The sequence below is a fragment of the Mycobacterium sp. IEC1808 genome, from assembly GCF_002101935.1.
Classification (GTDB): Bacteria; Actinomycetota; Actinomycetes; order Mycobacteriales; family Mycobacteriaceae; genus Mycobacterium.
This window is the reverse complement of record NZ_LQPV01000062.1, coordinates 153,472-177,364: the sequence shown is the minus strand read 5'-3', so window position 1 is coordinate 177,364 and position 23,893 is coordinate 153,472. Positions and strand designations below refer to the sequence as shown.

The 23,893-nt window shown below is 68.7% G+C and carries 18 protein-coding genes; 7 read left to right on the top strand and 11 right to left on the bottom strand.

Annotation, left to right across the window (positions count from 1 at the left end; translation table 11 throughout):
- Together AWB92_RS24620 and AWB92_RS24615 are read right to left on the bottom strand one after the other, a co-directional pair.
- On the bottom strand, positions 1–625 hold a 625-nt coding region (locus AWB92_RS24620), incomplete at its 3' end, for a PE family protein (protein WP_085190311.1).
- 200 nt (positions 626–825) lie between these two features.
- Positions 826–4,056: a LuxR family transcriptional regulator gene (locus tag AWB92_RS24615; protein WP_241523565.1), complete on the bottom strand. Its 3,231-nt coding sequence runs from the start codon at positions 4,054–4,056 to the stop codon at positions 826–828.
- 363 nt (positions 4,057–4,419) lie between these two features.
- Between AWB92_RS24615 and AWB92_RS24610 the strand changes: the two genes are divergently transcribed.
- The 6 genes from AWB92_RS24610 (at position 4,420) to AWB92_RS24585 (ending at position 11,246) form a co-directional block, all read left to right on the top strand.
- Positions 4,420–5,967: a PE family protein gene (locus tag AWB92_RS24610; protein ID WP_085190307.1), complete on the top strand. Its 1,548-nt coding sequence runs from the start codon at positions 4,420–4,422 to the stop codon at positions 5,965–5,967.
- A gap of 9 nt (positions 5,968–5,976) precedes the next feature.
- Positions 5,977–7,704, top strand: a complete 1,728-nt coding sequence (locus AWB92_RS24605; RefSeq protein ID WP_085190305.1) for a PPE family protein — start codon at positions 5,977–5,979, stop codon at positions 7,702–7,704.
- A gap of 9 nt (positions 7,705–7,713) precedes the next feature.
- Positions 7,714–9,357 (top strand): PPE family protein, encoded by a 1,644-nt coding sequence (locus AWB92_RS24600; protein WP_085190303.1) that lies wholly within the window; start codon positions 7,714–7,716, stop codon positions 9,355–9,357.
- Positions 9,358–9,451: 94 nt separating this feature from the next.
- Positions 9,452–10,561, top strand: a complete 1,110-nt coding sequence (locus tag AWB92_RS24595; RefSeq protein WP_173817481.1) for a PPE family protein — start codon at positions 9,452–9,454, stop codon at positions 10,559–10,561.
- A gap of 92 nt (positions 10,562–10,653) precedes the next feature.
- Positions 10,654–10,950 (top strand): WXG100 family type VII secretion target, encoded by a 297-nt coding sequence (locus AWB92_RS24590; RefSeq protein ID WP_068108169.1) that lies wholly within the window; start codon positions 10,654–10,656, stop codon positions 10,948–10,950.
- Between the two features lie 11 nt (positions 10,951–10,961).
- Positions 10,962–11,246, top strand: a complete 285-nt coding sequence (locus tag AWB92_RS24585; protein ID WP_085190299.1) for a WXG100 family type VII secretion target — start codon at positions 10,962–10,964, stop codon at positions 11,244–11,246.
- A 57-nt stretch (positions 11,247–11,303) separates the two neighbouring features.
- Here the strand turns inward: AWB92_RS24585 and AWB92_RS24580 are convergent, their stop codons facing one another.
- The 8 genes from AWB92_RS24580 to AWB92_RS24545 all read right to left on the bottom strand — a co-directional run bounded on the left by AWB92_RS24580 (position 11,304) and on the right by AWB92_RS24545 (position 21,992).
- On the bottom strand, positions 11,304–12,674 hold the full coding sequence (locus AWB92_RS24580) for an NAD(P)/FAD-dependent oxidoreductase (protein WP_085190342.1): 1,371 nt from the start codon (positions 12,672–12,674) through the stop codon (positions 11,304–11,306).
- Between the two features lie 168 nt (positions 12,675–12,842).
- Entirely contained in the window at positions 12,843–13,904 is a 1,062-nt protein-coding gene (locus AWB92_RS24575; protein ID WP_085190297.1) for a GGDEF domain-containing protein, read from the bottom strand.
- Positions 13,905–13,984: 80 nt separating this feature from the next.
- Positions 13,985–16,570 (bottom strand): helix-turn-helix transcriptional regulator, encoded by a 2,586-nt coding sequence (locus AWB92_RS24570; protein ID WP_173817480.1) that lies wholly within the window; start codon positions 16,568–16,570, stop codon positions 13,985–13,987.
- Between the two features lie 42 nt (positions 16,571–16,612).
- Entirely contained in the window at positions 16,613–19,234 is a 2,622-nt protein-coding gene (locus AWB92_RS24565) for a LuxR family transcriptional regulator (protein WP_085190293.1), read from the bottom strand.
- Between the two features lie 95 nt (positions 19,235–19,329).
- Positions 19,330–19,878: a PE family protein gene (locus AWB92_RS31170; RefSeq protein ID WP_085190291.1), complete on the bottom strand. Its 549-nt coding sequence runs from the start codon at positions 19,876–19,878 to the stop codon at positions 19,330–19,332.
- Between the two features lie 32 nt (positions 19,879–19,910).
- A complete protein-coding gene (locus AWB92_RS24555) occupies positions 19,911–20,348 on the bottom strand; it encodes an ester cyclase (protein WP_085190289.1) in 438 nt (145 codons plus the stop codon).
- A gap of 11 nt (positions 20,349–20,359) precedes the next feature.
- Positions 20,360–21,772 carry a 2-polyprenyl-6-methoxyphenol hydroxylase-like oxidoreductase gene (locus AWB92_RS24550; protein ID WP_085190287.1) on the bottom strand — a complete coding sequence of 471 codons (1,413 nt, stop codon included), beginning with the start codon at positions 21,770–21,772 and terminating at the stop codon, positions 20,360–20,362.
- Entirely contained in the window at positions 21,756–21,992 is a 237-nt protein-coding gene (locus tag AWB92_RS24545) for a hypothetical protein (RefSeq protein ID WP_068128487.1), read from the bottom strand. The genes AWB92_RS24550 and AWB92_RS24545 overlap by 17 nt, the downstream gene beginning before the upstream one ends.
- 89 nt (positions 21,993–22,081) lie before the next feature.
- Between AWB92_RS24545 and prpD the strand changes: the two genes are divergently transcribed.
- Complete coding sequence (gene prpD, locus AWB92_RS24540) at positions 22,082–23,590, top strand: 2-methylcitrate dehydratase PrpD (RefSeq protein WP_085190340.1); 1,509 nt, start codon at positions 22,082–22,084, stop codon at positions 23,588–23,590.
- A gap of 80 nt (positions 23,591–23,670) precedes the next feature.
- Here prpD and AWB92_RS24535 read toward each other — a convergent pair whose 3' ends face one another.
- Positions 23,671–23,889, bottom strand: a complete 219-nt coding sequence (locus tag AWB92_RS24535) for a hypothetical protein (RefSeq protein ID WP_142282295.1) — start codon at positions 23,887–23,889, stop codon at positions 23,671–23,673.
- Positions 23,890–23,893 lie beyond the last annotated feature (4 nt).

The window sequence follows — 23,893 nt, the reverse complement described above, 5'->3', positions numbered from 1 at the left end:
CCTCCGAATTCCCACCCGCCCCACCGGCGCCGCCGGAGCCGAACAGCCCCGCGGCGCCGCCGTGGCCGCCGGCTCCACCGGGGCCTACCAAGGCGGCTCCGCCGGCGCCACCGGCGCCGCCGGTGCCGATCAACCCGGCGGCCCCGCCGTTGCCGCCGTTACCGCCCGTGGCACCGTTGGTTCCGGACCCGCCGGCGCCGCCGTTACCGATCAACCAACCGCCGTCGCCGCCGTTTTGACCGGTCCCCGCGGCGCCGTTGGCGCCGTTACCGATCAGGGGGCGCCCCGTCGCGGCCTGGATGGGCGCGTTGATCCCATCGAGCACGGTCTGCAGCGGCGACACGTTCGCGGCTTCGGCGGCCGCGAACATCGCCCCGCTCGCGCTCATCGTCTGTGTGAATTGCTGATGGAACAGCGCCGCCTCGGCGCCCAGCGCCTGAAACTCTTGGGCATGGCCGGAAAACAGCGTGGCCAACGCCGCCGACACCTCATCGGCGCCGGCGGCCAGCACCGCGGTCGTCGGGCCTGCCGCCGCCGCGTGGGCGGCGTTGAGCGCCGATCCGATGTTCTCCACATCCGCGGCCGCGGCCGCCACCAGCGCGGGGTCCACTATCACGAACGACATTGCTTTCCTCCCGATCGTCATCACGTGTTCGGGGGGATGTGCTTTGCTACCCCAGCCCGACATTCATCTGGAATCGAGTCCAGGATGCGGGCCGATGCGGGTGCAAAACGTCGGTCAAAGCTCGTAAATAGCGCGCGGCAGGGGGTCGTAGATCTGCCCGTTCGCGGTGCTTAGGCATATTTGGCTATGCCATGCGGCGCTCAGCCGCGGCCGGCCACTTCCTGGGCGAGTTGCACGCGAGACGTGATGCCCAGCTTCGCGTAGACGTGCGTGAGGTGGGTTTGCACCGTCCGCCGGGAGATGAACAGCCGGGCGGCGATCTCGTTGTTCGCCAGCCCGTCGGCGACCAGCCGCGCGACGTCCCGTTCGGTCGGGGTCAGCGACGCCCAGCCGCTCGTCGGGCGCTTGCGCTCCCCCCGGCCGCGGCGCGCGTAGGCGACGGCCTCGTCGAGCGAGAGCCCGGCCCCTTCGGCCCACGCGGCGTCGAAGTCCTGCGCGCCCATGGCCTCGCGCAGCGCCGCGACCGTGCGCGCATGATCCGCGTCGTAGATCCGGAACCGCACCGCGCCGATCTGCCGCCGGATCGTGTCCGCGGCACCCAGCAGCCGCGCCGCGTCGCGATGGCTCTGGCCGTCGGCGGCCAGCCGGCTTAGGCATTCGAGGATGTCGGGGACGGCGAGGTGCGCGCCGTACTCGGCGGCGCAGCCGAGCGCCTTGTGGGCGTCGCGCTCGGCCTGATCCGGCTCGCCCTTGGCGATCGCGACGCGCGCGCGCCGGGTCAGCGCCCGGGCCAGGTGCCAGCCCGCCGACGACGCGACCTGGTGGTCCGCCCAGCGTCCGGCCTCGATCAGATCCCCTCGGGCCAGGGCGACCTCGACGATCGGGTTGGCGATCGCCGCACCCAACTCGCCCTCGACGGTCACCCGCTGCTGCGCCGCCTCGGTGGCCGCGGTCGCCGCCGCGACGTCGCCGGCGGCCAGCGCCGCGGTGGCCAACACCGCATAGCTGAATCCCTCGTTGTACGGCCACAAATCCGACGCGGCTTCCAGGGACGCGCGGGCCGCGGCCGCGGCCGCCTCCACCTCGCCCTGGAAGGAGAGCACGAGGCTGAGGCTCAGCCGCGCGCCCCACCGGAACAGGACGTCGTGCGCCGCGTCGGCGTCGGCGGTCACCTCGCCGAACTGCTCGACGGCCTTGACCAACTCGCCCTTCATCATGTGCGCCAGGCCCAGGGTCCAGTGGCACGAGCGCGCATGGAACCGGTCGCCGATCGAGGCGGCGAGCTCGCAGCCTTCGCGGGAGGTCGCCTCGGCGGCGACCGGATCGCCGGCGTAGAACGCGCCGTTCGCCTGCCAGGTCAGGATCTGGATCAGTCGCCATTGGTCGTCCAGCGTGCGGGCGATGCCGATGGCCTCGGCCAGGTACGGGCGGGCCGCGTCGGCGCTGTAGGAAGCGATCGCGCCGCAGGCGGTGAGCGCGCGCGCCAGCAGCGCGGGGTCGTCGATCTGGCGTGCGATCGCGACGGCCTGTTGCGCCTGCTCGAGGTTGTCGCCGATGCTGCGCGACGCGTCCAGGGCCGCCTTGTCGGCGAGGGCGCGCCCGCGCACCACGGCCGAGATCCCTGCGTTGTCCTCGGGCAGCGTGGCGTCGAACCACGCCAGCCCCTCCTGGATGCGGCCGCGGGTCTGCCACAGCGGCTGCAGCGACGACGTCAGCTCCAGCGCCCGCTCGATGTCCCCGGTTTGGCGGCTCCACGCGAACGCGGCCCGCAGGTTGTCGATCTCGATCTCGACCTGTTCGATGCGGCGCTGATGGTCGGGGTCGGCGGGGCTGTCCAGCAGGGCCGCCAGCGCGGCGTAGTAATCGCGGTGCCGCGCGTGCACCTCGTCGGCCTCACCGGATTCAATCAGCTTGGCCATCGCGTAGTGGCGCACCGTGTCGAGTAGCCGGAAGCGGGTCCTGTCGCCGGCGTTTTCCGCCACCACAAGGGACTTGTCCACCAGCTGGGCGAGCCGGTCGAGGATCTGGAGTTGCTGCGCCGGGTCGCCGTCGCCGACGACCCGCGCGGCGTCGAGGTCGAATCCGGCTCGGAAAACCGCCAGCCGGCGGAATAGCACGCGCTCCGGCTCGCTCAGCAGCTCGTGGGACCAGTCGACCGATTCACCCAACGTCCGTTTGCGCCGCGTCCCGGGACGGACGCCGGTGACCAGCCGGAACCGGTTACGCAGGCCGTCGAGGATCTCGGTCAGCGACATCATCCGCACCCGCGCCGCCGCCAGCTCGATCCCCAGGGGCAGGCCGTCCAGGCGCTCGCATATCTCGCGGACCGCGGCGGTGTCGTCGACGGCGATGTCGAAGTCGGGCCGGGCCAGGCGCGCACGGTCGACGAACAGTTCGATCGCTTCGTCAGCGAGCGACAGCGACGGCACCCGCCAGGTCACCTCGCCGGCCACCCCGATCGGCTCGCGGCTGGTGGTCAGGATCGTCAACTGCGGGCACGCGCCCAGCAGCGCGAGGGTCAGGTCGGCGCACTCGTCGATCAGGTGCTCGCAATTGTCCAGGACGAGCAACACCCGGCGATCGCCGAGGAACCGCACCAGGGTGTCCGTCGCCGAGCGGCCCGGCTGGTCGGGCAGGCCCAGCGCCCGAAGCGCCGCGACCGGCACCACGTCGGGGTCGGTGACCGGCGTCAGGTCGACGAACCACACATTGCCGTCGAACTCGGCCGCCGCCTGCGCGGCCACCTGGACCGCCAGCCGGGTCTTGCCGACGCCGCCGGCGCCCGCAAGGGTCACCAGCCGGTTCTCGTACAGTGCCTTGACGACGTCGTTGGTCAGGGTGACGCGACCCACGAACCGGGTCAGCTGCACCGGGAGGCCGTGCGGGACGACGCTGCCCGTGGTGCGCAGCGGCGGGAACTCGACATCCAGGTCGGAGTGGCACAGCTGCGCCACCCGTTCGGGGCGCGGTAGGTCGCCGAGCTGGTGGGTGCCGAGATCGGTCAGCCAGGCATCGGCCGGCAATTGGTCGACGACCAGGTCGCGGGTGATGCCCGAGAGCAGGATCTGGCCGCCGTGCGCAAGGTCGCGCAGGAGTGCCGCCCGCTCTGGGGTCGAGCCAACGTAGTCGCCGGCGTCGTCCAGCTCGACCTCGCCGGTGTGCACGCCGATCCGCAGCCGAATCGGCGCCAGCGGCGCGCGCTGCAACTCCACAGCACACGCCACCGCGTCGGTCGCGTGCGCGAAGGCGGCCATGAAGCTGTCGCCGACACCCGGCTCGATCGCCAGCACGCCGTCGTGGGTGGGGACGACCTCTGAGGCGGCGCGGTCAAGGCGCGCGAGCGCGGCCGTCATTTGCTCCGGCCGCGACTCCCACAGTCGCTCGGAGCCCTCGAAATCGGCGACCAGCAGGGTCACAGTTCCCGTGGGCATGAACTCTCTGACGCCAGGGTCACTCCTGTTCCATGACCGTATGCCCCCGCGCACATCAGTTTCGCTCATGCCACCCGCCCAGGGTCCAGTTCCAACGCAAATCCATTGAGGTCATCGCGGCGGGGGAGGAAGCCACGGCGGGCCCGCGGACATGGGCTGCCGCTTTGCCGTGGGCGGTCCTACGACCCCGGGCCTCGCTGCATTTACGACCCCTCATGCTCTGTATCTACGCGATACGACCGACGTTAGTTCGACGCAATCCCCCGCATATTTGACTCGTTTCCAACACACGTCGGGGGCCGGGTTCGCAATTCGCTGCGTTTTCACCCCTCGCCCGACGGCGAACGATCGGGAGGGACGGCAATGTCGTACGTGGTAGCGGCCCCGGAGATGCTGGCGGCCGCATCGGCGGATCTGGAGGGCATCCGCTCGGCGTTGAGCGCGGCAAACGCGGCGGCGGCCGCTCCGACCTCCGCGGTCGCGGCGGCCGGTGCCGACGAGGTCTCGGCCGCGATCGCCGCCCTGTTTTCCGGGCATGCCGAGCTGTATCAGGCGCTGAGCGCCCGGGCGGCGAGCTTCCATCAGCAGTTCGTTCGGGCCATGAGCGCCGGCGGGGCGCTCTACGCGGAAGCAGAGGCGGAAAACGCGTCGATGATCGGGGCGCCCACGCAGGCCGCGGCGCAGGACGTCCTGGCCAACTTGGGCATCGGCAACGTCGGCGCCGGCAATGTGGGCGGGGGCAACAACGGCGGCGGCAACGTGGGCAGCGGCAACAGCGGCAGCCAGAACCTGGGCAGCGGCAACATCGGCGGCGGCAACGTCGGCAATGGGAACAACGGCTTCGGCAACATCGGCGACGGCAACCGCGGCAGCCAAAACCTGGGCAGCGGGAACGCCGGCAACAACAACACCGGCTTCGGGAACAACGGCGTCGGCAACGTCGGAGCCGGAAACCTCGGCAACACCAACGTCGGCAACGGGAACCTGGGCAGCGGCAACATGGGCAGCGGCAACCGCGGCGACGCGAACATGGGCTTCGGGAACCGCGGCAGCAACAACGTCGGAGCCGCCAACACCGGCAACCACAACTTCGGTTTCGGCAACACGGGCAACAACGACATCGGCTTCGGGCTGACGGGCGACAACCAGATCGGTTTCGGCGCACTGAATTCCGGCAGCGGCAACCTCGGCTTCGGCAACTCGGGCACCGGGAACATCGGCTTCTTCAACTCGGGCACCGGAAACGTCGGCATTTTCAACTCCGGCAACCACAGCTTCGGATTCGAGAATTCGGGCAGCTTCAACACCGGGTTCACCAACTCCGGTCTGGGCAATACCGGCTTACTCAACAGCGGATTCAGCAATTTCGGCGCGGCCAACGGCGGCTCGAACAACTTGGGCATGTTCAATGGCGGCTCCCAGAACTTCGGGATGGGGAACTCCGGCTTCCAGAACACCGGCAACGGAAACGCCGGCTCCCTCAACACCGGTGACTTCAACGCGGGCAACTTCAACACCGGATGGGGAAATTCGGGCGCGAGCAACACCGGCGGATTCGATGCGGGCAACCTGAACACCGGCTTCGGCAGCGGGATCACCCCGGCCGGGGTGAAGAACTCGGGCTTCGGCAACACCGGTCTGGACAGCTCCGGCTTCTTCAACGCGGGCGGCGACACGTCCGGCTTCCAAAACGCCGGCCTGGCCTTCGAGTCGGGCTTCCGAAACTCGGGCAACGGCAACAACGTCGGAATCGGCAACTCGGGCAGTTTCCTTGCGGGGATTGGGAACACCGGCTTCGACAACATCGGCATCGGCAACTCGAACGTCTTCAACTCGGGCATCGGCAACTCGGGCAACGACGACTCCGGCTTCTTCAACAAGCGTGACGCGCAGTCGGGCTTCTTCCAGTAAGGACGTGTGATGAGTTTTTTGGTGTTGCCGCCGGAGATCAATTCGGCGCGGGTGTATTTGGGTGCGGGGCCGGGTCCGATGTTGGATGCGGCGGTGGCGTGGGAGGGTTTGGCGGGTGAGTTGGGTTCGGCGGCTTCGTCTTTCGGGGCGGTGACGTCGGGGTTGGCCGGTGCGGCGTGGCAGGGTGCGGCGGCGGTGGCGATGACGGCGGCGGCGGCGCCGTATGTGGGGTGGTTGAGCGCGGCGGCGGCGCGGGCGTCGGGGGCGGCGGGTCAGGCGCGGGCGGCGGCGTCGGCGTTTGAGGCGGCGGTGTCGGGGTCGGTGCATCCGGCGGCGGTGGCGGCCAACCGGAACCAGTTCGTCTCGCTGGTGCGCTCAAACCTGTTGGGGCTCAACGCTCCGGCGATCGCGGCGGCCGAGGCGCAGTACGAGGCGATGTGGGCCGCGGACGTGTCGGCGATGGTGGGTTATCACGGCGGTGCGACCGCGGTGGCCGCCCAGCTGGCCCAGGCCGCGCTGCCCAACATCAACCTCGGCCTGGGCAACATCGGCAACCTCAACCTCGGCGGCGGAAACGCCGGCAACCAGAACGCCGGCAGCGGCAACACGGGCGACACGAACGTCGGCAGCGGAAACCACGGCAACAACAACGTCGGCAACGGCAACTTCGGCAACCAGAACCTGGGCAGCGGAAACGTCGGCAGCGGCAACCTCGGCGACGGAAACTTCGGCAGCGGAAACGTCGGCAGCGGAAACATCGGCAACAACGACGTCGGCACCGGCAACCTCGGTGGCGGCAACATCGGCAACGGGAACAACGGCGTCGGCAACGTCGGCAGCGGCAACCGCGGCCAGGGCAACATGGGCTTCGGCAACCGCGGCAACAACAACGTCGGCGCCGCCAACTCCGGCAACCACGACATGGGCTTCGGTAATACGGGCAACAACGACATCGGGTTCGGGCTCACCGGCGACAACCAGATCGGTTTCGGCGCTCTGAATTCCGGCAGCGGCAACCTCGGCTTCGGCAACTCGGGCACGGGAAACATCGGCCTCTTCAACTCGGGCACCGGAAACGTCGGCTTCTTCAACTCGGGCACCGGCAACTTCGGGTTCGGCAACGGCGGTGACACCAACACCGGCTTCTGGAACGGTGGCTCGGTCAACACCGGCTTCGGCAACGGTGGCGCCGAGAACCTCGGCTGGGGCAGTGCCGGCCTTGACAACGTGGGTTACGGGAACGCGGGCACGCTGAACATGGGCTTCGGAAACTCCGGCGCCGTCAACACGGGCAGCGGCAACTCGGGAGCCTTTGACACGGGCGACTTCAACTCCGGGTCCAACAACACGGGGTGGGCGAACTCAGGCGCCACCAACACGGGCGGCTTCAACTCGGGAAGCCTGAACACCGGCTTCGGCAGCGCGGTCACCCAGCTGGGCGTCACAAGCTCGGGCTTCGGCAATGCCTCTGGTTCCTCCGGCTTTTTCAACTCGAGCTCCAGCTCGTCGGGCTTCTTTAACACCGGAGTCGCGTTCAACTCCGGTTTCGAGAACACGGGCGTCTTTGGCGCCGGCGTCCAAAACTCGGGCGACTTCAATGCGGGCATCGCGAACTCCGGCTTCGAAAGCGCGGGCATCGCCACCACGGGCGACTTCGACGGGGGCATCGCCGACTCCGGCATCGAGAGCTCGGGTTTCTTCAACAAGCGTGACGCGCAGTCGGGCTTCTTCCAGTAAGGACGTGTGATGAGTTTTTTGGTGTTGCCGCCGGAGATCAATTCGGCGCGGGTGTATTTGGGTGCGGGGCCGGGTCCGATGTTGGATGCGGCGGTGGCGTGGGAGGGTTTGGCGGGTGAGTTGGGTTCGGCGGCTTCGTCTTTCGGGGCGGTGACGTCGGGGTTGGCCGGTGCGGCGTGGCAGGGTGCGGCGGCGGTGGCGATGACGGATGCGGCGATGCCGTATGTGGGGTGGTTGAGCGCGGCGGCGGCGCAAGCGCGGGAGGCGGCGGGTCAGGCGCGGGCGGCGGCGTCGGCGTTTGAGGCGGCGGTGTCGGGGTCGGTGCATCCGGCGGCGGTGGCGGCCAACCGGAACCAGTTCGTCTCGCTGGTGCGCTCAAACCTGTTGGGGCTCAATGCCCCGGCGATCGCGGCGGCCGAGGCGCAGTACGAGGCGATGTGGGCCACGGACGTGTCGGCGATGGTGGGCTATCACGGCGGGGCGACGGCGGTGGCCGCCCAGCTGGCCCAGGCCGCGCTGCCGAACATCAACCTCGGCCTGGGCAACATCGGCAACCTCAACCTGGGCGCCGGAAACGCCGGAAACACCAACGTGGGCGCCGGCAACGTCGGCAACACCAACGTGGGCATGGGCAACCTCGGCAGCGGAAATGCCGGCAGCGGCAACGCCGGCAATGGCAACTTCGGCAACGGCAACAGCGGCTCCGGCAACCTCGGCAACGGCAACCTCGGTAGCGGCAACGTCGGCAGCGGGAACCGCGGCCAGGCCAACATGGGCTTCGGGAACCGAGGAAACAACAACGTCGGCGCCGCCAACACCGGCAACCACGACTTCGGCTTCGGGAACACCGGAAGCAACGACATCGGCTTCGGGCTCACCGGTGACAACCAGATCGGCTTCGGGGCGCTGAACTCCGGCAGCGGCAACCTCGGCTTCGGCAACTCCGGGACGGGAAATGTCGGGTTCTTCAACTCGGGAACCGGGAACATGGGCTTCTTCAACTCGGGCAGCGGCAATTTCGGCTTCGGCAACGCGGGCGACACCAACACCGGGTTCTGGAACTCGGGCATCACGAATACCGGATTCGGCAACGCTGGCGAGGTGAACTTCGGCTTCGGCAACGGGGCATCCTTCAACTTCGGCGCCGGGAATGCGGGCAGCTCCAACTTCGGCTTCGGAAATTCCGGCGGCAACAACACGGGCAGCTTCAACACGGGCGGCGACAACACCGGCGACTTCAACACCGGCATGTTGAACACGGGATGGGCGAACGCGGGGAACACCAACACGGGCGCCTTCAACACCGGCGACCTCAACACCGGCTTCTTCAGCGCGATCACCCCGACCGGTATCACCAGCTCCGGCTTCGGTAACACCGGCGCGGGGAGTTCAGGGTTCTTCAACGGGGGTTTCGACAACTCCGGCTTCATGAACACCGGCGCGGGCTTCAACTCCGGTTTCAACAACACGGGCGGCGGCGTCGACGCGGGCTTCAACAACTCGGGCGTCTTCGCGGTGGGCATCGGCAACGCGGGCGCCGACGTCACCGGCATCGGGCTGGCGGGCCTGCTCTCCTCGGGCATCGCGAACCTGGGCAACTTCAGCTCCGGCGGCTTCAACCATGGCAGCTCCCAGGCCGGCTTCTTCCACTAGGGAATGTCCGAATGGCGATCTACGACCCCGCACTGCGCGGATCTACGAGTTTTGACCGACGTAGTTCCGTTCGCCGCTTCGCATAGTTGGGACCGTGATGTCGGACTTTTCGTTGTTGCCGCCGGAGATCAATTCGGCGCGAATGTATGCCGGCGCGGGCGCGGGTCCGCTGTTCGTGGCGGCGACGGCCTGGGACGGGCTGGCCGCCGACTTGCGGTCGTCGGCGTCGTCGTTCGCCTCCGTTGTCTCGGCGCTGATCGGCGGCCCGTGGACGGGCCCGGCGTCGCAGGCGATGGCGGGCTCGGCCGCGCCCTACGTGTCGTGGTTGGCCGGATCGGCGGTCCAGGCGGAGGGCGCCGCGGCGCAGGCCCGGGCCGCGGCGACGGCGTTCGAGGCGGCGCAGACGGCCACCGTGCACCCGGTCGCCGTCGCGGCGAACCGCGCGCAGCTGATGACGTTGGTGGCGACGAACTTTCTGGGCCAGAACTTTCCGGCGATCGCGGCCACGGAGTTCCACTACATGGAGATGTGGGCCCAGGACGTCGCCGCGATGGCCGGCTACCACGCCGGGGCGATGTCGGTGGCGTCGTCGTTGACGCCGTTCGCGGCGCCGCCGGTGGACCTGGCCGGAATGGCGGCGCAGGGCGGCGGGGCGGCTGATCCCCTTTCGGCCCTGGTGGCCGCGGTGCAATCACTGGTGTCCGGGGCGCCGCTGTCGTCGCTGTCGTCGCTGGCCCAGGTCGCGACCTTGCCCGTCAGCATGCTGATGTCGCCGATCATGTCGCTCGCGCAGGGGGCGAACGCCGGCACGGCGGGATTGGCCAACGCTGCGGTGGGGGCAGACGTCCCGAAGTTCGTCGGGAGCACCGCTCCGGTGGCGGCCCCACTTGGCGGCGGGGGCGCGGGTTCTGCGATGACGGGCGGTTTGGGCAAGGCGCGGCTGGTGGGGTCGATGTCCGTGCCCCCGACGTGGCAGGGGTCGATGCCGGCGCGGATGGTCAGCGCGGCCATGTCGGGGCTGGGCGGCGAACTCCCCGGTGGCGCTGCGGGAGTCGGTCCTGCGGCGGGCGGCATGCCGATGATGCCGATGCCGCTGGGCGGCATGGGCGGTGGAGCGGCGGGTGGGATGTTGGGCCGCGGCGGGGCCAGTCCGCATGTGGTGCAGTCGCGGCCCAGCGTGGTGCCGCGGGTCGGGGTCGGATAGGGCGGGGGTGAGCGGTAAGGCTGTCGAGATCCGCCACCGCGTGTGACGCGGCGGCACAAAGAGATTGATCACTTCTTGAAAGGAGCAAACCGGTGGCTACTCGGTTTATGACCGATCCGTATGCGATGCGGGAAATGGCGAGCCGTTTCTCGGTGCACGCGCAGACGGTCGAGGACGAGGCGCGACGCATGTGGGCGTCGTCGCAAGACATTTCGGGAACGAGCTGGAGTGGGGCGGCCCAGGCGACGTCCTACGACACGATGGGACAGATGAATCAGGCGTTTCGCAACATCGTGAGCATGCTGCAGGGCGTGCGCGACGGGCTGGTTCGCGACGCCAACAACTACGAGCAGCAAGAGCAGGCTTCGCAGCAAGCGTTGAGCAGCTAGGAGATTTGGCAATGACGATCAATTACCAATTCGGTGACGTGGATTCGCACGGGGCGCTGATCCGGGCACAGGCGGCGTCGCTGGAGGCCGAACACCAGGCGATCGTGCGAGACGTGTTGGCGGCGGGGGATTTCTGGGGCGGCGCAGGATCGGTGGCCTGCCAGGAGTTCATCACGCAGCTGGGTCGCAACTTCCAGGTGATCTACGAGCAGGCCAATGCCCACGGCGCCAAGGTTCAGTCCGCGGGCAGCAACATGGCCAGCACTGATTCGGCAGTGGGCGCCGGCTGGGCGTGACCAGTGCCCCCAGGAGCGGGTAGCACAACGGCGTGCTGCCCGCGTCCCATCGCAGGCCTAACTGACTGCGGCCGTAGCGGTTTCGGTCGCCATCACCTCGGCGGCCGCGCGCTCGCCCGAGCGGATCGCGCCGTCTATCCACCCGCACATGATCGCCGAGCTCTCGGTGCCTGCCCAGTGCACGCGGCCGCAGGGCTCCCGCAGGGTGTAGCCGAATTCGGTCAGCACGCCGGTCGGGGCGTGGCTGATCATGCCGCCACCGGAGTAGCGCTCGGTGGTCCAGTTCTGTTCGTGGAATTCCAGCGGCGATTTGGCCTTGCCGCCGAACCGATCGACCAGCTCGGCGATCACCGCCGCTTTCCGGTCGGCCTCGTCCATCTTTGTCAGTCGCCGCGCGGCCGCCCCCTCGGTGATCACGCACATGATGCCGGGGTCCGCGGTGTCCGTGCAGGCGTCGATGGTGAGCGTGGCCGGCGACCCGGGCGCGGCCGACTGGCCGCACAATCCGTCGGCACGCCAGAACGGCTCGTCGTAGATGATCGAGATCTTGATGACGGCGCCACTTGGCATGCGCTGGTGCAGAAGTGCCCGGTCCACCGGCAACATCGGTTCGTAAACAATCGAACTGGCGATGGCAAGCGGGATCGCGACAATGGCCCGCCGCGCCCGCACCGTCAAGCCGTCGGCCGCGACCGTCACGCCGCCGTCGTCCTGGGTGATCTGCCGGACGGGGCGCGAAAGGTGCAGCGCGTCACCGAGTTCGGCGGCGATCTGCCGGTAGATGGCACCCATCCCGCCGACGGGCCGGGCGTCCTGGGCGCCGCCCTTGCCCGAGATGACGAAGGTGGGCCCGCCGCCCGAGCCCATCTGTAGCAGCGCCCACAGCAGCGACGTCTCCGACCCCGCCGAGGTGTACACGCCGGACAGCGCCATGTCCAGCATCTCGCGGGCCTGCTGGGACATGGTGTTCTTGTCGATCCATTCGCCCAGGCTGATGCGGTCCCACTCGGCGGCGTTCTTCGCCTCCCACGGCGCCTCGCGCGGAATCGATTTGCACATATTCTCAAACGAGAGCAGACCGACGCCGAGGTTGGCGACCGCCCACGGGCTCATCGACCAGGGGATGGTGCCACCGTAGCGGTGCTTCTTGCCGTCGAGGACCATCATCGCGTCGCCGTCGTTGTGCTGCTTGTATTCGGGCACGCCGAACTCGTGCATCATCGCGTAGATGCGATCCTGGCCCGGCCCTACCCAGGCGCCGCCGCGGTCGATCCAGGTGCCGTCGTCGCGGGTGACCGTAAACGTGCGACCGCCGACCCGGTCACGCGCCTCCAGCAAGGCCACCGAGCGACCGGCTTGCTTCAGCCGCAGGGCGGCCGTCAAACCCGCGAACCCGGCCCCGACCACGCAGTAATCAACGTCCGACACGACTGGCTCCTTCACCCGGCCCGCCCCAGCAGCAAACTACACCGATCGCAGTGCCGGCAGTAGCGTGTTCACCCCGATTTCTCGGGCGATTCAGCGGCTGCCGACCGGCCCGGCCCGGGGTCTGACCGCCGCGGCTCGCAAAGCCCTTGTCGCGCTTGGTGGTTGGCGTCAAAGATGATGGGCCTGATTGCCGCCGCGGCGTTTGGCCGTGTACATCGCGCTGTCCGCGACGTCGATGAGTTTTTCGATGAGTCCGGGAATGTCGGAGGTTCCCATCGGGGACAGCTCGGCGGTGGCCGTGCCGATGCTGGCGGTCAGCCCCTGCGGAAGGGCGGCGATGGCCGCGCCCAATCCCGCCGAGATCGCCTCGGCGTCCGGCGACGGGCCGACGGTGGCGATGAGGAACTCTTCGCCGCCCGCGCGGCACAGCACCGCCGTCGGCGCCGCCTGCTGTTGCAGCACCTCGGCGACGGCGACCAACGCGCGATCGCCCGCCGCGTGGCCGAGGGTGTCGTTGATGCGCTTGAACGCATCCAGGTCGACCATGGTGATGGTCAGATGGGTGTCGTCGGCGTGCGGATCGCGGAGTCTGCGGGTGAGGGCGGCGATGAACGCCCGGCGGTTGAACAGCCCGGTCAGCGAGTCTTCGTCGGCGAGTTCGGCGTAGGTTCCCATGGCCCGCGACATCCCTCGCATCGCGACGGGGAACGACACGTTGAGCATCGCGATCACCCAGAACGCGGCGAGCCCGGTTCCGACGTCCACCTCGCGGGCTAGGTGCACCGCGGTCGCGACGGTGACGATCCCTGCCAGGCTCGCGCTGAACGCCAGCAATCTGTTGTTGTGGAAAAGGGCGACGTACCCGCTGTTCATGGCCATGGCGCAGCAGCCGACGGCCGCCAGGGCGGCGGTTGGCTGGGTCAGGCTCCACCCCGCGATGCATGTCGCGGCGATAACTCCGAAGATCTCCGATTGAACCCGCGTGGGCCACCGTGTCAACCAGTAGACGCTCAGCGCGACGACGAAGACCGCCGCGCCGGCGTCGACGAGCACCACCTCGGCCGTCGGGCGACGGGTGCTGAGCATGGTGGCCACCGGTACCAGCGCCGATACCGAGGAGATGACAGCCAGGGTCACCTGTGCCGCGCGAAGCAGTCCGCGCTCGCGCAGCGTGGCCGTGATCCAGTCGTAGTGATCGGGCTCGCCGAGCCACGACGTGAACCGGGACACGCTGCACCTCCCTTCGGGGATAGCTCAGCACCAAACCGCGGTCGGCGTTGCAAATCTGACGAAAAGGCGACCGCGACCCGTCAACCCGATCGATGTTGGCGTAGCAAGGCCGCGAGCTCGTCGCGGCTGGTTACGCCAGTTTTTGCCATCGCCCGGTAGATGTGCCCCTCGACCGTACGGACGGACAGTGTCAGCCGCTCGGCAACCGCTCGGCCGGACAGCCCCTGCCCGAGCAGCATCACGATTTCACGCTCGCGATCGGTGAAGGGCAACCGTTCGGTGGCCTGGCGTTGCGCCGGAGTGCGGGCGCCGCCGCACCTGTCGGCCAGCGCGTCCGCACGGGCGGAACACTTCAGCGCCGATCCCCGCAAGTCGCCCTTGCGATAGGCGATGGCCGCGTGCGCGGCCGCGTCAACCGCGGCAACCAAGTCCCCGATTTGCTCGAATTGCTCTGACACCGCCAATAGCTCGGCCCCGTCGCCGGTCCGAAGGGCGGCCGCGAACCGCGCCGCGACGCCGACGCGCGGGCCCTCCACGATCGCCTCCAGGTCGCGTAGCCGAGGCGCACACCTGGTGTCACCGAACTGGGTGGCGGTCTGCAGACACACCACTTCCGCAGCGAATTGCCCATTGGCACAAGCTATTTCGGCCGCGGACCGCGCGCTCTTGATCGCTGCACTGACCTCGCCCTGGGATGCGGCCACCCAGGCGTGCGCCAGTTGGCGCTCGTATTCGACGAATCCATAGCTCCGATGGTGTTCCGCTTCGACGGCGCCGAGCGCGGCCACCGCGTCGTCGGTCGAGCCGCACATCGCCAGCGCCGTGGTGAGCGGGACCAGGTATCGGTACCGAAGACCGTTGGAATCGCCGCCAAAGAACTCGACTACGGTCGTCAACAGTGGCCTGGCTTCGTCCAGTCGGCCCGATCCGACCGCGACCCGGCCCGCGATCGCCGTGCTGATCAGCTGAGCGACGCCGGGAATGTCCACCGTCTCCGCGCGCCCCCGCTGCGCCAACGAATTCGCCTCACCCAACCGGCCGCACTGCAGAAGCGCGCCGACATGGCGGTCGACGATCAGGAGTCTCATGTGGGCGGCGACCCCGCTGCGTTGCGCGTACGCATAACCGATTTCGGCGGTCCTGTCCGCCTCGGCGGCGCGCCCCGCATCCCCGTTGGCCACGACCAGCGCCCACGCTGCCGCCGAGCTGATGATCCCGGGCAGCCGCTCGAGATCGACGCGATCGCCCGAATTCCGTGCCTTTTCCGGCTGGCCCATCGATGCCCAGTAGACGGTCAGGTAGGCGTCGCTCCAGCTGCGGGTGGACGTCGTTGCGATGCGCGCGGCTTCGTCGAGAAGCTCCTTCGCCCCCTCCGGATCGGCGAGCCCCCACAGCTTGTTGAACCCGCGATTGCCGAGCAGGTACACCCTGTCGGCCTCGGTCAGACCCTCGGTGGGCGTCGCGGCTACCATGGCGTCGGCCTCCTCACCGCGGCCCTGCCATGCCAGCGCGAACGAACGGATGTTGTACGCCGGCGCGCCCGCGCCTGCCCGAATGGCGTTGGCCGCGAGCCGATCTGCCAACGGCGCGTCCGCCAGGAACATGGCGCCTTCGGCGGCTCTGACCAACAAGTCCGGGTCTGGTCTGAGATCGGAATCAACGGTTAATACCGCTCGTCGCACCAGTGTTCGCACCTCGTCGCGATCTTCCGACGCGGCCAGCTCCGCTGCTACCCGGCCCCGTAACCGGCGCAGCCTGGTCGAGGGGACCCGATACCGGCGCAGCTCGCCGTACAGGGGATGAGCGAGCCGAACTTCGAGACGCCCGTCGACTTTGCCGAGCGCGATCAAGCCACGCACGTCAGCGTCCTCGATCGCCGCCGGGTCGGCGATTCGCGCCAACGACGCCAGCTCGATCGGCTCCCCAACCGCGAGCGCGTCCACAACGTCGCCGACCGCGTCGGGAAGCGTTCCGATCCGCGACTCGATCAGTTCGGCCAGGCTGGGCGGCACGATCGGATCGCCACTCCATCGCCAGTAACCGTGCCATTGCGCCAACCGCCCGTCGGACACCTCGTGCTCGACGATGTTGCGGAGATACAGCGCGTTGCCGCGGGTGAGCTTCCACAGGCGCTGGACGGCGTCTGGATCCACCGGGCCGTCCAGCGCCGCTGACAACAGGGTTGCCGTTTCATCGGCCGAAAGGGGCTGCAAGTCAAGGCGTTCGAACTGGGCGCTGCGCCACACATCTTGCACCGCGGCGGGAACGGGCTCGCCGCTGCGAATCGTCAATACCACCGTGGCCGCTTGCCGCTGGACGATCTGATGGAGGACGAAGGCCGATAGGTCATCGAGCAAATGCGCGTCGTCGATGGCGACAGCCACCGGGACGTGCGGTGGTGCCGCGGTCACCGACTCGATCACGTCGCGGACGAGGTGAACCAACTGGCTGTTGTCGGGACGCGGCGAGTTCGTCCATGCGGCGAACGATCCGAGCGGCAGTGACTGCGCCGACGAAGTGCCTACCGCCCAACGAGTTTCACACCCGCGCGAGGCCGCGGCCCCGAGCGCCTCCCGCGCCACCCTGCTCTTTCCGACGCCGGCCGCGCCGGAAACGATGATCCCGGCCATCGTCGACTCGGCGATGGCGGCTTCGATGACCGCCATTTCCTGCGCCCGGCCGATCAGCGGCCACGTCAAACGCAACTGTCAACTCGATCGATCTGGGCGCAACAGTCCCGCGAGTTCGTCGCGGCTGGCGGCGCCCGTCTTGGCCATGGCGCGGTAGATGTGGCCCTCGACGGTACGAACGGACAAGGTCAGCCGCTCGGCAACCGCTCGGCCGGACAACCCCTGCCCGAGCAGCATCACGATTTCGCGCTCGCGATCGGTGAGCGGCAGCCGCTCACTGGCTTGGCGCAGTGCCGGAGTGTGGGCGCCGCCGCACTTTTCGGCCAGCGCGTCCGCTCGGGTCGAGCACTTCAACGCCGATCCCCGCAAGTCGCCGCGGCGATAGGCGATCGCCGCGTGTGCGGCGGCGTCGAGGGCCGCCACGACGTCCCCGATCTCCTCGAAGTCCACTGACACCGTTTCCAATTCGGCTCCGTCGCCGGCGTGCAGGGCGGCCGCGAACCGCGCTGCTATACCGGCGCGCGGACCTTCCACGACGGTTTCCAGCTCTCGCAGTCGGGGCGCGCGCCGAGTGTCACCGAACTGGGTGGCGGTCTGTAGGCACACCACTTCTGCGGCGAATTGCCCGTTGGCACAGGCTATTTCGGCGACCGACACCGCAATGTCGATCGCTTCACTGACCGCACCCTGACACGCGGCCACCCAGGCCTTGGCGAGGCCGCGCTCGTAGTCCAAATACCGCCAGCTGGGGTGGCGGTGTCGCTCCAGCGTGGCGAGTGCGGCGGCGGCGTCGTCGCCGAGCCCTTGAGTGGCCAGCGCGGTGACGATCGGCAACCGGTACCGGTAGGTGAAGCCGTTTTGTTCGCCGACGGCGACCAAGGTGTCGACGACCGGCGGCAGCAGCCCGCTCGCCTCGTCGAGGCGGCCGGCGCCGAGGGCGGCGCGGCCCGCCAACGCGGTGCTGATCAGCGACGCGGCGCCAGGCAGGTTGGCGGCCTCCTGAGCCAGGTGTTCGGCCAGGCACGTTGCCTCGTTTATCCGGCCGGCAAGCAGGAGTGCTCCCAGGTGCACATCGGCGATCACGAACCGCATGTGGGCGGCGTCGAACGAGCGCACCGCAATGGCGTACGCGCGCTCCGCGCCGGCCACCGCCTCGGAGGCGCGACCGATGTCGCCCGCGGCGGCGACAATCCCCCAACTTGCCACTGCCCCGACGACCGCGGGCAGGAGATCGATATCGAGGTTCCGCGCCGATGCCATGGCCCTGTCCGGCTGCCCCATCGCCGCCCAGTACATGGTGCAGGCCGCGTCAAGGCTTCCCTGGGCGCGCGGGGAGGTGGTGGCCCTGGCGTCGTCGATGTGCTGTTTGGCGCCGTCGCCGTCCGCCAGTGACCACAACATGTTGACGGCGCGCAGGCAAGCGCGGCGGGACCGGTTCAGGTCATCGAGCTGCGCCAGCGGTATGTCCGCAAGGAAATCGTCGGCTTCCTGGCCGCGACTGAGCCATGAAAGCGCGTGCGCACGAACGAAGTTCGCTTCCGGGCCCGCGCCGGAGCGGATGGCGGCCTCCGCCAGCCTGTCCGCCAGAGGCAGGTCGGCGAGCCACACGGCACCCTGCGCCGCGCGGAGGAGCAGATCGGCGTCGGGCGGCAGATCGGAGTCCAGGCTTAACGCCGCCCGGCGCACCACCGTTCGCATGTCATCGCACCACTCCGATGAACCGAGTTCGGCGGCGACGAGGCCCCGCAAGCGGCGGAGCCTCGTCGGGGCGGTGCGTTGCCGGCGCACCTCGGCGTAAAGGGGATGAGCGAGCCGCACCTGTGTCCGGTCTTCGACGGTTTCCAGAGTGACGAGGCTGCGCAGGTCGGCCTCCTCGACCGCCGCGGCATCGGTTATTCGCGCCAGTGAACCCAACTCGATTGGTTCACCGACGGCGAGCAGGTCGACGACGTCGCTGACGGCGGGCGGGACCGCGCCGATCCGCGAGTCGACCAACTCGAGCAAGCTCGGCGGCAGCACCGGTTCGCCGGTCCAGTGCCAGCAACCACGCTCGGCCACCAGTCGGCCGTCGGCGAATTCGCGTTCGACGATGTTGCGCAGATACAACGGATTACCGCGGGTCAGCCTCCACAACCATTCGGCCGCATGCGGATCCAGCGGACCACCGAGGGCGGTCGACACCAGCGCGGTGGTCTCATCCTCCGACAGCGGCTGGACGTCGAGTCGGTCGAACGCGCTTCCCGTCCACAGTTCCTGCGTCGCCGGGGGGATCGGTTCACCGCTGCGAGCCGTCAGGACGAGTTTCGCGGCGGCCCGCTGGACGATCTGCTGCAGCGCGAACGTCGAAAGGTCATCGAGCAGATGCGCGTCGTCGACACCGATGACCACTGGGGCGCCGTTCGGGGCGGCGGTGAGCTCCTCGATCACCGCGCGGACCAGTTGGAGGCTGTCGACGCCGGCCGGCGTCGTCCATGACGAGAGTGCGCCGAAGGGTAATAACCGGCCCGCGGTGGTGCCCACTACCCAACGGACGACGCAGCCCCGCGACGTAGCCGCGGCAAGCGCTTCCCGGGCGACTCGGCTCTTGCCGACGCCCGCGGCGCCGCACACGAGGATGCCTGCAGAGTCAGGATCCGCAATCGCGGTCCCGATGCTCCGCAACTCCTCGGCGCGCCCAGTTAGGGGCCAGGACAAACGCATCGGGACAGCATAGGAACACCGGGCCAAGGCCGCGGCGAATTTCAACCATTTGCTTTAAAACTCTTGGGGCTCCTGCAGCCGAGGTCGGCATCCCGTCACCACGAGCCGAGGAGCCACTTAAACCCTGCCCCATTGAGTAGCTGGAATATCAGCACGGCCGCCACGATTATCGCGATAATCGCGATGAATGCGGTAACTGCCAAAAAGGGCGCCAATGTCGCGACGAACGCACCACGGAAGGTGGCGATCGTATTGAGTAGCTGGCTCCCGACGCTATTGAACAAGCCGATCGCCTGGCCCGGCAAACCCCCGATGGCACCGATAGACCCCGCAATATCGGTGATTGGCGCCAACAACGCGGCGTTGGCGGCCTCGCCGGTGGCGTACGCGCTCGCGCCCGCGGTCAGGTGCTGCACGAACTGATCGTGGAATGCCGCGGCCTGCCCGGCCAGCGCCTGATATCCCTGTGCGTGCTCGGCGAACAGCTGCGCGACACCCGTCGAGATTTCGTCCGCGGCGGGCGGCAGCACCGCCACGGTCGGCGTCGCCGCCACCGCATGGGCCGCGTTGAGATTCAAAGCAATCTTTGCCAAATCCGTTGCGGCCGAGGACATTGCCTCGGGAACGGCGATTACGGCCGACATCGCTATCCTCCTTTTCGCTTTCCCGCTGCTACTCAGCTGAATTCAGGTAGCACACCGATCTGAGTCAGCAGCATGGCGAAGTCCATGTAGACCTTTTCGCACAGCAGTTTGTCCCCGTCGAACTCGAAGATTCCGGCAACCGGAATTTCTACGCGGCGTCCGGTGGCCGGGATGCCCGCCCATTCCCCGCCGTGGGTGCCGGTGATAACCGTCTCGCCGAATACCGCGTCGTCGGCATGGCGCAGCCTGCCGACCTCGGCGTGCAGATCCGGCAACGCGGACATCAAGCCCTGCAGCAATTCTCGGACGGCGGACTCGCCATCGCTGGCTTGCCCGTTCACCTCGTAACGCGGGCGGTGGAATGTGGCGATGGTCGCCTCGATGTCGTGCCGGTTTTCCGCCTCGGCGTGTTGCATGATGATTTCTTCGCGGCGCTGGCGAAGGCTCGTGATTTCGTCGATCGCGGTCATGACGGCGCTCCTTATTCCTGGATACTTGCGAATGGGGTATCGGTGCGATCGACAACCCCGGACAGCGAATGTCGTTGTGCGCCGCGCCGATTGACGGTTGCGACCCGGTAGAGGAACGACGGACGAAGCAGCCGGGTCGGGGGATCGAGCAGCCCGGTCACTCTGAAGAACTGGGTGCCGACCATGGTGTCGGACTCGGATGCCGCCAGCACGCTTTCCACCAGCCGGTTGGTGATGCGCATCGACGGCGTCCTTCGCCCTCGGACCTCCGGGAACGTCAGGTCGGAGGTCGCCCCGGTCCGCCAGGCCTGGCCGATCGTTTTGGCCGTGTCGCGAAAGTACCGGCGGGGCAGGTCCCTAACGCCGCGCCGCAGGCAGTCCCGCAGCGCCACGGCGTCCAGCGCCGCCACCGTCATTCCCTGCCCGTAGATCGGATTGAAGCTGCATATCGCGTCACCGCAGGCCAGCAGGCCGTCGGGGAGTCGCCGCATCTTGTCGTAGCGCCGCCACTGGCTGGACGGCATCCGATGCTGCACCACCGGCCCCAGCGGTTCGCCGGCGCGCACGGCCGCGAGCAAGTGAGCCGGGCCGTAATCCTCGGCGTACGACAGCATCCCGGGCAGATCGCGCGGCGGCTCATGCCCGGCCAGCGCGTAGACCGTGAATATCCAGGTGTCGCGCTCGTAGCCAACCAAGAACATGCCCCTTGGCCGGCCCGGCGCGGGGCTGATGACGGCCATCTTTTCCCTCAGGGTGCCGGGCGGGATCCGCAGCGGTTGGCTGACGTAGGTCGTATGCATGATGATGTGGTCCTCGGCCGGTCGCCCGTAGCCGAGGTTCTCGAGCAGAGCCGGCGTGTGGGCCCCGCGCCCCATGGCGTCCATGACCAGGTCCGCCGCAAATTCCTGTGGGGCGCCGCCGGCGCGGTCCACCACCCGCACCCCGGTGATGCGACCGCGGTCCGCGGCCGCCGTCAGTTCGCTGACGTCGTGGCCGGCATGGATCGTCACGTTGCCAAGCCGCCGCAGGCGCCGCCGAACGTGGCACTCCAAGAGCGGCCGGCTCGGCATGTACAGGGCCATTTCCGTGTAATCACCGGTTACGACTCCGGACGACAACATCCGGTGGCCGCTGTAGGACAGGTACGCCTTGGACAGGTCGCCGTCGTTCCAAACTGGCGCGCCCGCCGCAAGCAGCTCGTCGAGGAGCCCGGGGAAAAGCTCGTCCAGGACACGAGCGCCGCGCGGCAGGAGCGCGTGAACGTGCCGACCCTGCGGCACCCCCCGCCTGTTGACGGGATCGTTGGTTAGCTCGTCCCGCTCGAACACCGTGACGGTCTCGAAGAAATCGGCCAGCACCCTCGCGGCGAGCAGTCCGCCCATGCTCGCCCCCAAAACGACCGCGCGCTCACCCAATACCTGCATTGCGGATCCCTTTCTCGAGTTCGGGCTCGCGTTGCTGCTGCAGCGCGGTGAGCTTCTGTTCGGCGATCCGGTAAAAGCCGTCCAGGGAAGAGTCCTCGACGCCGACGTATTCGCCGATGACCTCGCGCGCCACGCCCGCCTCGCGCAGTCGCAGTGCCAGCGAGTACGGCACCGGCAATCGACGCAGCGCGGCTTCGCGGTCGCTGAGATCATCGGTCACCCGATCAGCATCCGATGGTGCGACCGGTCGGGATTGAGTACCGGAGTACTCCATTTGTCGTGGGCTGCGCCGTCACGTACTCATTGGTCATGCTGGTGCACACGGTCCGGGCGCGGCGCAGCTCCGACGACTTCCCGCGCGGGGAACACCTGGCCGCCAAGATCGCCCAGGTCGCGGCCGACCCGGTACCCGTAGAGCCGGAAACGGCGGAGATGGTGGCCAACCGCATCATCGACAACGCCGCCGTCAGCGCTGCGGCCGTGCTGCGCAGGCCCGTCACGGTGGCCCGCCGGCAGGCGCTGGCGCATCGCGCCCAACGGGGCGCGCGGGTCTTTGGCGTCCCCAGTTCCCGCGGCGCCTACTCGGCGGAATGGGCGGCGTGGGCCAACGGCGTCGCGGTCCGCGAGCTCGACTTCCACGACACGTTTCTGGCCGCCGAGTACTCCCATCCCGGCGACACCATCCCCCCGCTCATCGCCGTGGCGCAGCAGCTCGGCGTGGGAGGCGACGACCTGATCCGCGGCGTGGCCACCGCCTACGAGGTGCAGATCGACCTGGCCCGCGGAATCTGCCTGCACGAGCACAAGATTGACCACGTCGCGCATCTGGGACCCGCGGTGGCCGCCGGCCTCGGCACCCTGCTTCGGTTAGAAACCGAGACGATCTACCAGGCGATCGGTCAGGCGCTGCACCTGACCACCAGCACCCGCCAATCGCGCAAGGGCACGATTTCCAGCTGGAAGGCGTTCGCCCCGGCGCATGCCGGGAAGGTCGCTATCGAGGCGGTCGACCGGGCGATGCGCGGCGAGCGGTCGCCGGCCCCGATCTGGGAGGGTGAGGACGGGGTGATCGCCCGGCTGCTGGGCGGGTTCGAGCGCGCGTACCGCGTGCCGTTGCCGTCCCCCGGCGAACCCAAGCGCGCGATCCTGGACAGCTACACCAAGGAGCACTCGGCGGAATACCAGAGCCAGGCACCGATCGACCTGGCCCGGCGGATGCGTTCCCGGATCGGCGACCTGGACCGGGTCGCGGCGATCGTGCTGCGCACGAGCCACCACACCCACGTGGTGATCGGGACGGGATCCGGCGATCCCCAGAAGTTCGACCCCGACGCGTCACGGGAGACGCTGGATCACTCGCTGCCCTACATCTTTGCCGTCGCGTTGCAGGACGGCACGTGGCACCACGAGCGCTCCTACGCCCCGGAACGGTCCCACCGGCGCGACACCGTCGAACTGTGGCGCAAGATCTCCACCGTCGAGGACCCGGAATGGACCCGCCGCTACCACTCGACCGACCCGGCCGAGCAGGCGTTCGGGGCCCGCGCCGAGGTAACGCTCAAGACCGGCGAGGTGATCTGCGACGAGCTGGCCGTGGCCGACGCCCACCCGTTGGGCGCCCGGCCGTTTCGGCGCCCGCAGTACGTGGGCAAGTTCACCGAGCTCGCCGACGAGATCGTCGATCCGGCCGAGCAGCGCAGGTTCCTGTCCGCCGTCGAATCGCTGGCCGACCTCGAGTCGGTGGATGCGCTGAATATCGTGATCGACCCAGCGGTGCTGGATGCAGCGCCGACGATCCCGCCGGGGATCTTCGGCTGAGTTGCATTGCGGCGTAACCGCGCGGCGTGTCGTCGCCGTGAGCGCAGACTGAAAAGCCGTCAGCTCACACTCGAACCCGGCTAAGGCGTGGCGGGCCCACCGTACTGCCACACCAGCGAATGGGCGCCGGTCATGGTGGGGTTGCACCACATCGTGCGGCCGTTGGCGTCGGTGGTGGTGGCGTGCAACACGGTGCAGGAATCACCCGGCGCGGGCGCGTCGGCCCGGGCCACACCGACGCCGGCGATCGGTGCGGAGGCAACCATCACCGCCGCGACGACGTATCGAAGTCTGCTCATGGTG

What these genes read in the sequence shown, in the direction of transcription:
- AWB92_RS24615 (WP_241523565.1), bottom strand. Translation starts at nt 4,056, where the DNA reads ATGCCCACGGGAACTGTGACCCTGCTGGTCGCCGATTTCGAGGGCTCC.
- AWB92_RS24610 (WP_085190307.1), top strand. Translation starts at nt 4,420, where the DNA reads ATGTCGTACGTGGTAGCGGCCCCGGAGATGCTGGCGGCCGCATCGGCG.
- AWB92_RS24605 (WP_085190305.1), top strand. Translation starts at nt 5,977, where the DNA reads ATGAGTTTTTTGGTGTTGCCGCCGGAGATCAATTCGGCGCGGGTGTAT.
- AWB92_RS24600 (WP_085190303.1), top strand. Translation starts at nt 7,714, where the DNA reads ATGAGTTTTTTGGTGTTGCCGCCGGAGATCAATTCGGCGCGGGTGTAT.
- AWB92_RS24585 (WP_085190299.1), top strand. Translation starts at nt 10,962, where the DNA reads ATGACGATCAATTACCAATTCGGTGACGTGGATTCGCACGGGGCGCTG.
- AWB92_RS24570 (WP_173817480.1), bottom strand. Translation starts at nt 16,570, where the DNA reads ATGGCGGTCATCGAAGCCGCCATCGCCGAGTCGACGATGGCCGGGATC.
- AWB92_RS24565 (WP_085190293.1), bottom strand. Translation starts at nt 19,234, where the DNA reads ATGCGTTTGTCCTGGCCCCTAACTGGGCGCGCCGAGGAGTTGCGGAGC.
- AWB92_RS31170 (WP_085190291.1), bottom strand. Translation starts at nt 19,878, where the DNA reads ATGTCGGCCGTAATCGCCGTTCCCGAGGCAATGTCCTCGGCCGCAACG.
- AWB92_RS24555 (WP_085190289.1), bottom strand. Translation starts at nt 20,348, where the DNA reads ATGACCGCGATCGACGAAATCACGAGCCTTCGCCAGCGCCGCGAAGAA.
- AWB92_RS24550 (WP_085190287.1), bottom strand. Translation starts at nt 21,772, where the DNA reads ATGCAGGTATTGGGTGAGCGCGCGGTCGTTTTGGGGGCGAGCATGGGC.
- prpD (WP_085190340.1), top strand. Translation starts at nt 22,082, where the DNA reads ATGCTGGTGCACACGGTCCGGGCGCGGCGCAGCTCCGACGACTTCCCG.
- AWB92_RS24535 (WP_142282295.1), bottom strand. Translation starts at nt 23,889, where the DNA reads ATGAGCAGACTTCGATACGTCGTCGCGGCGGTGATGGTTGCCTCCGCA.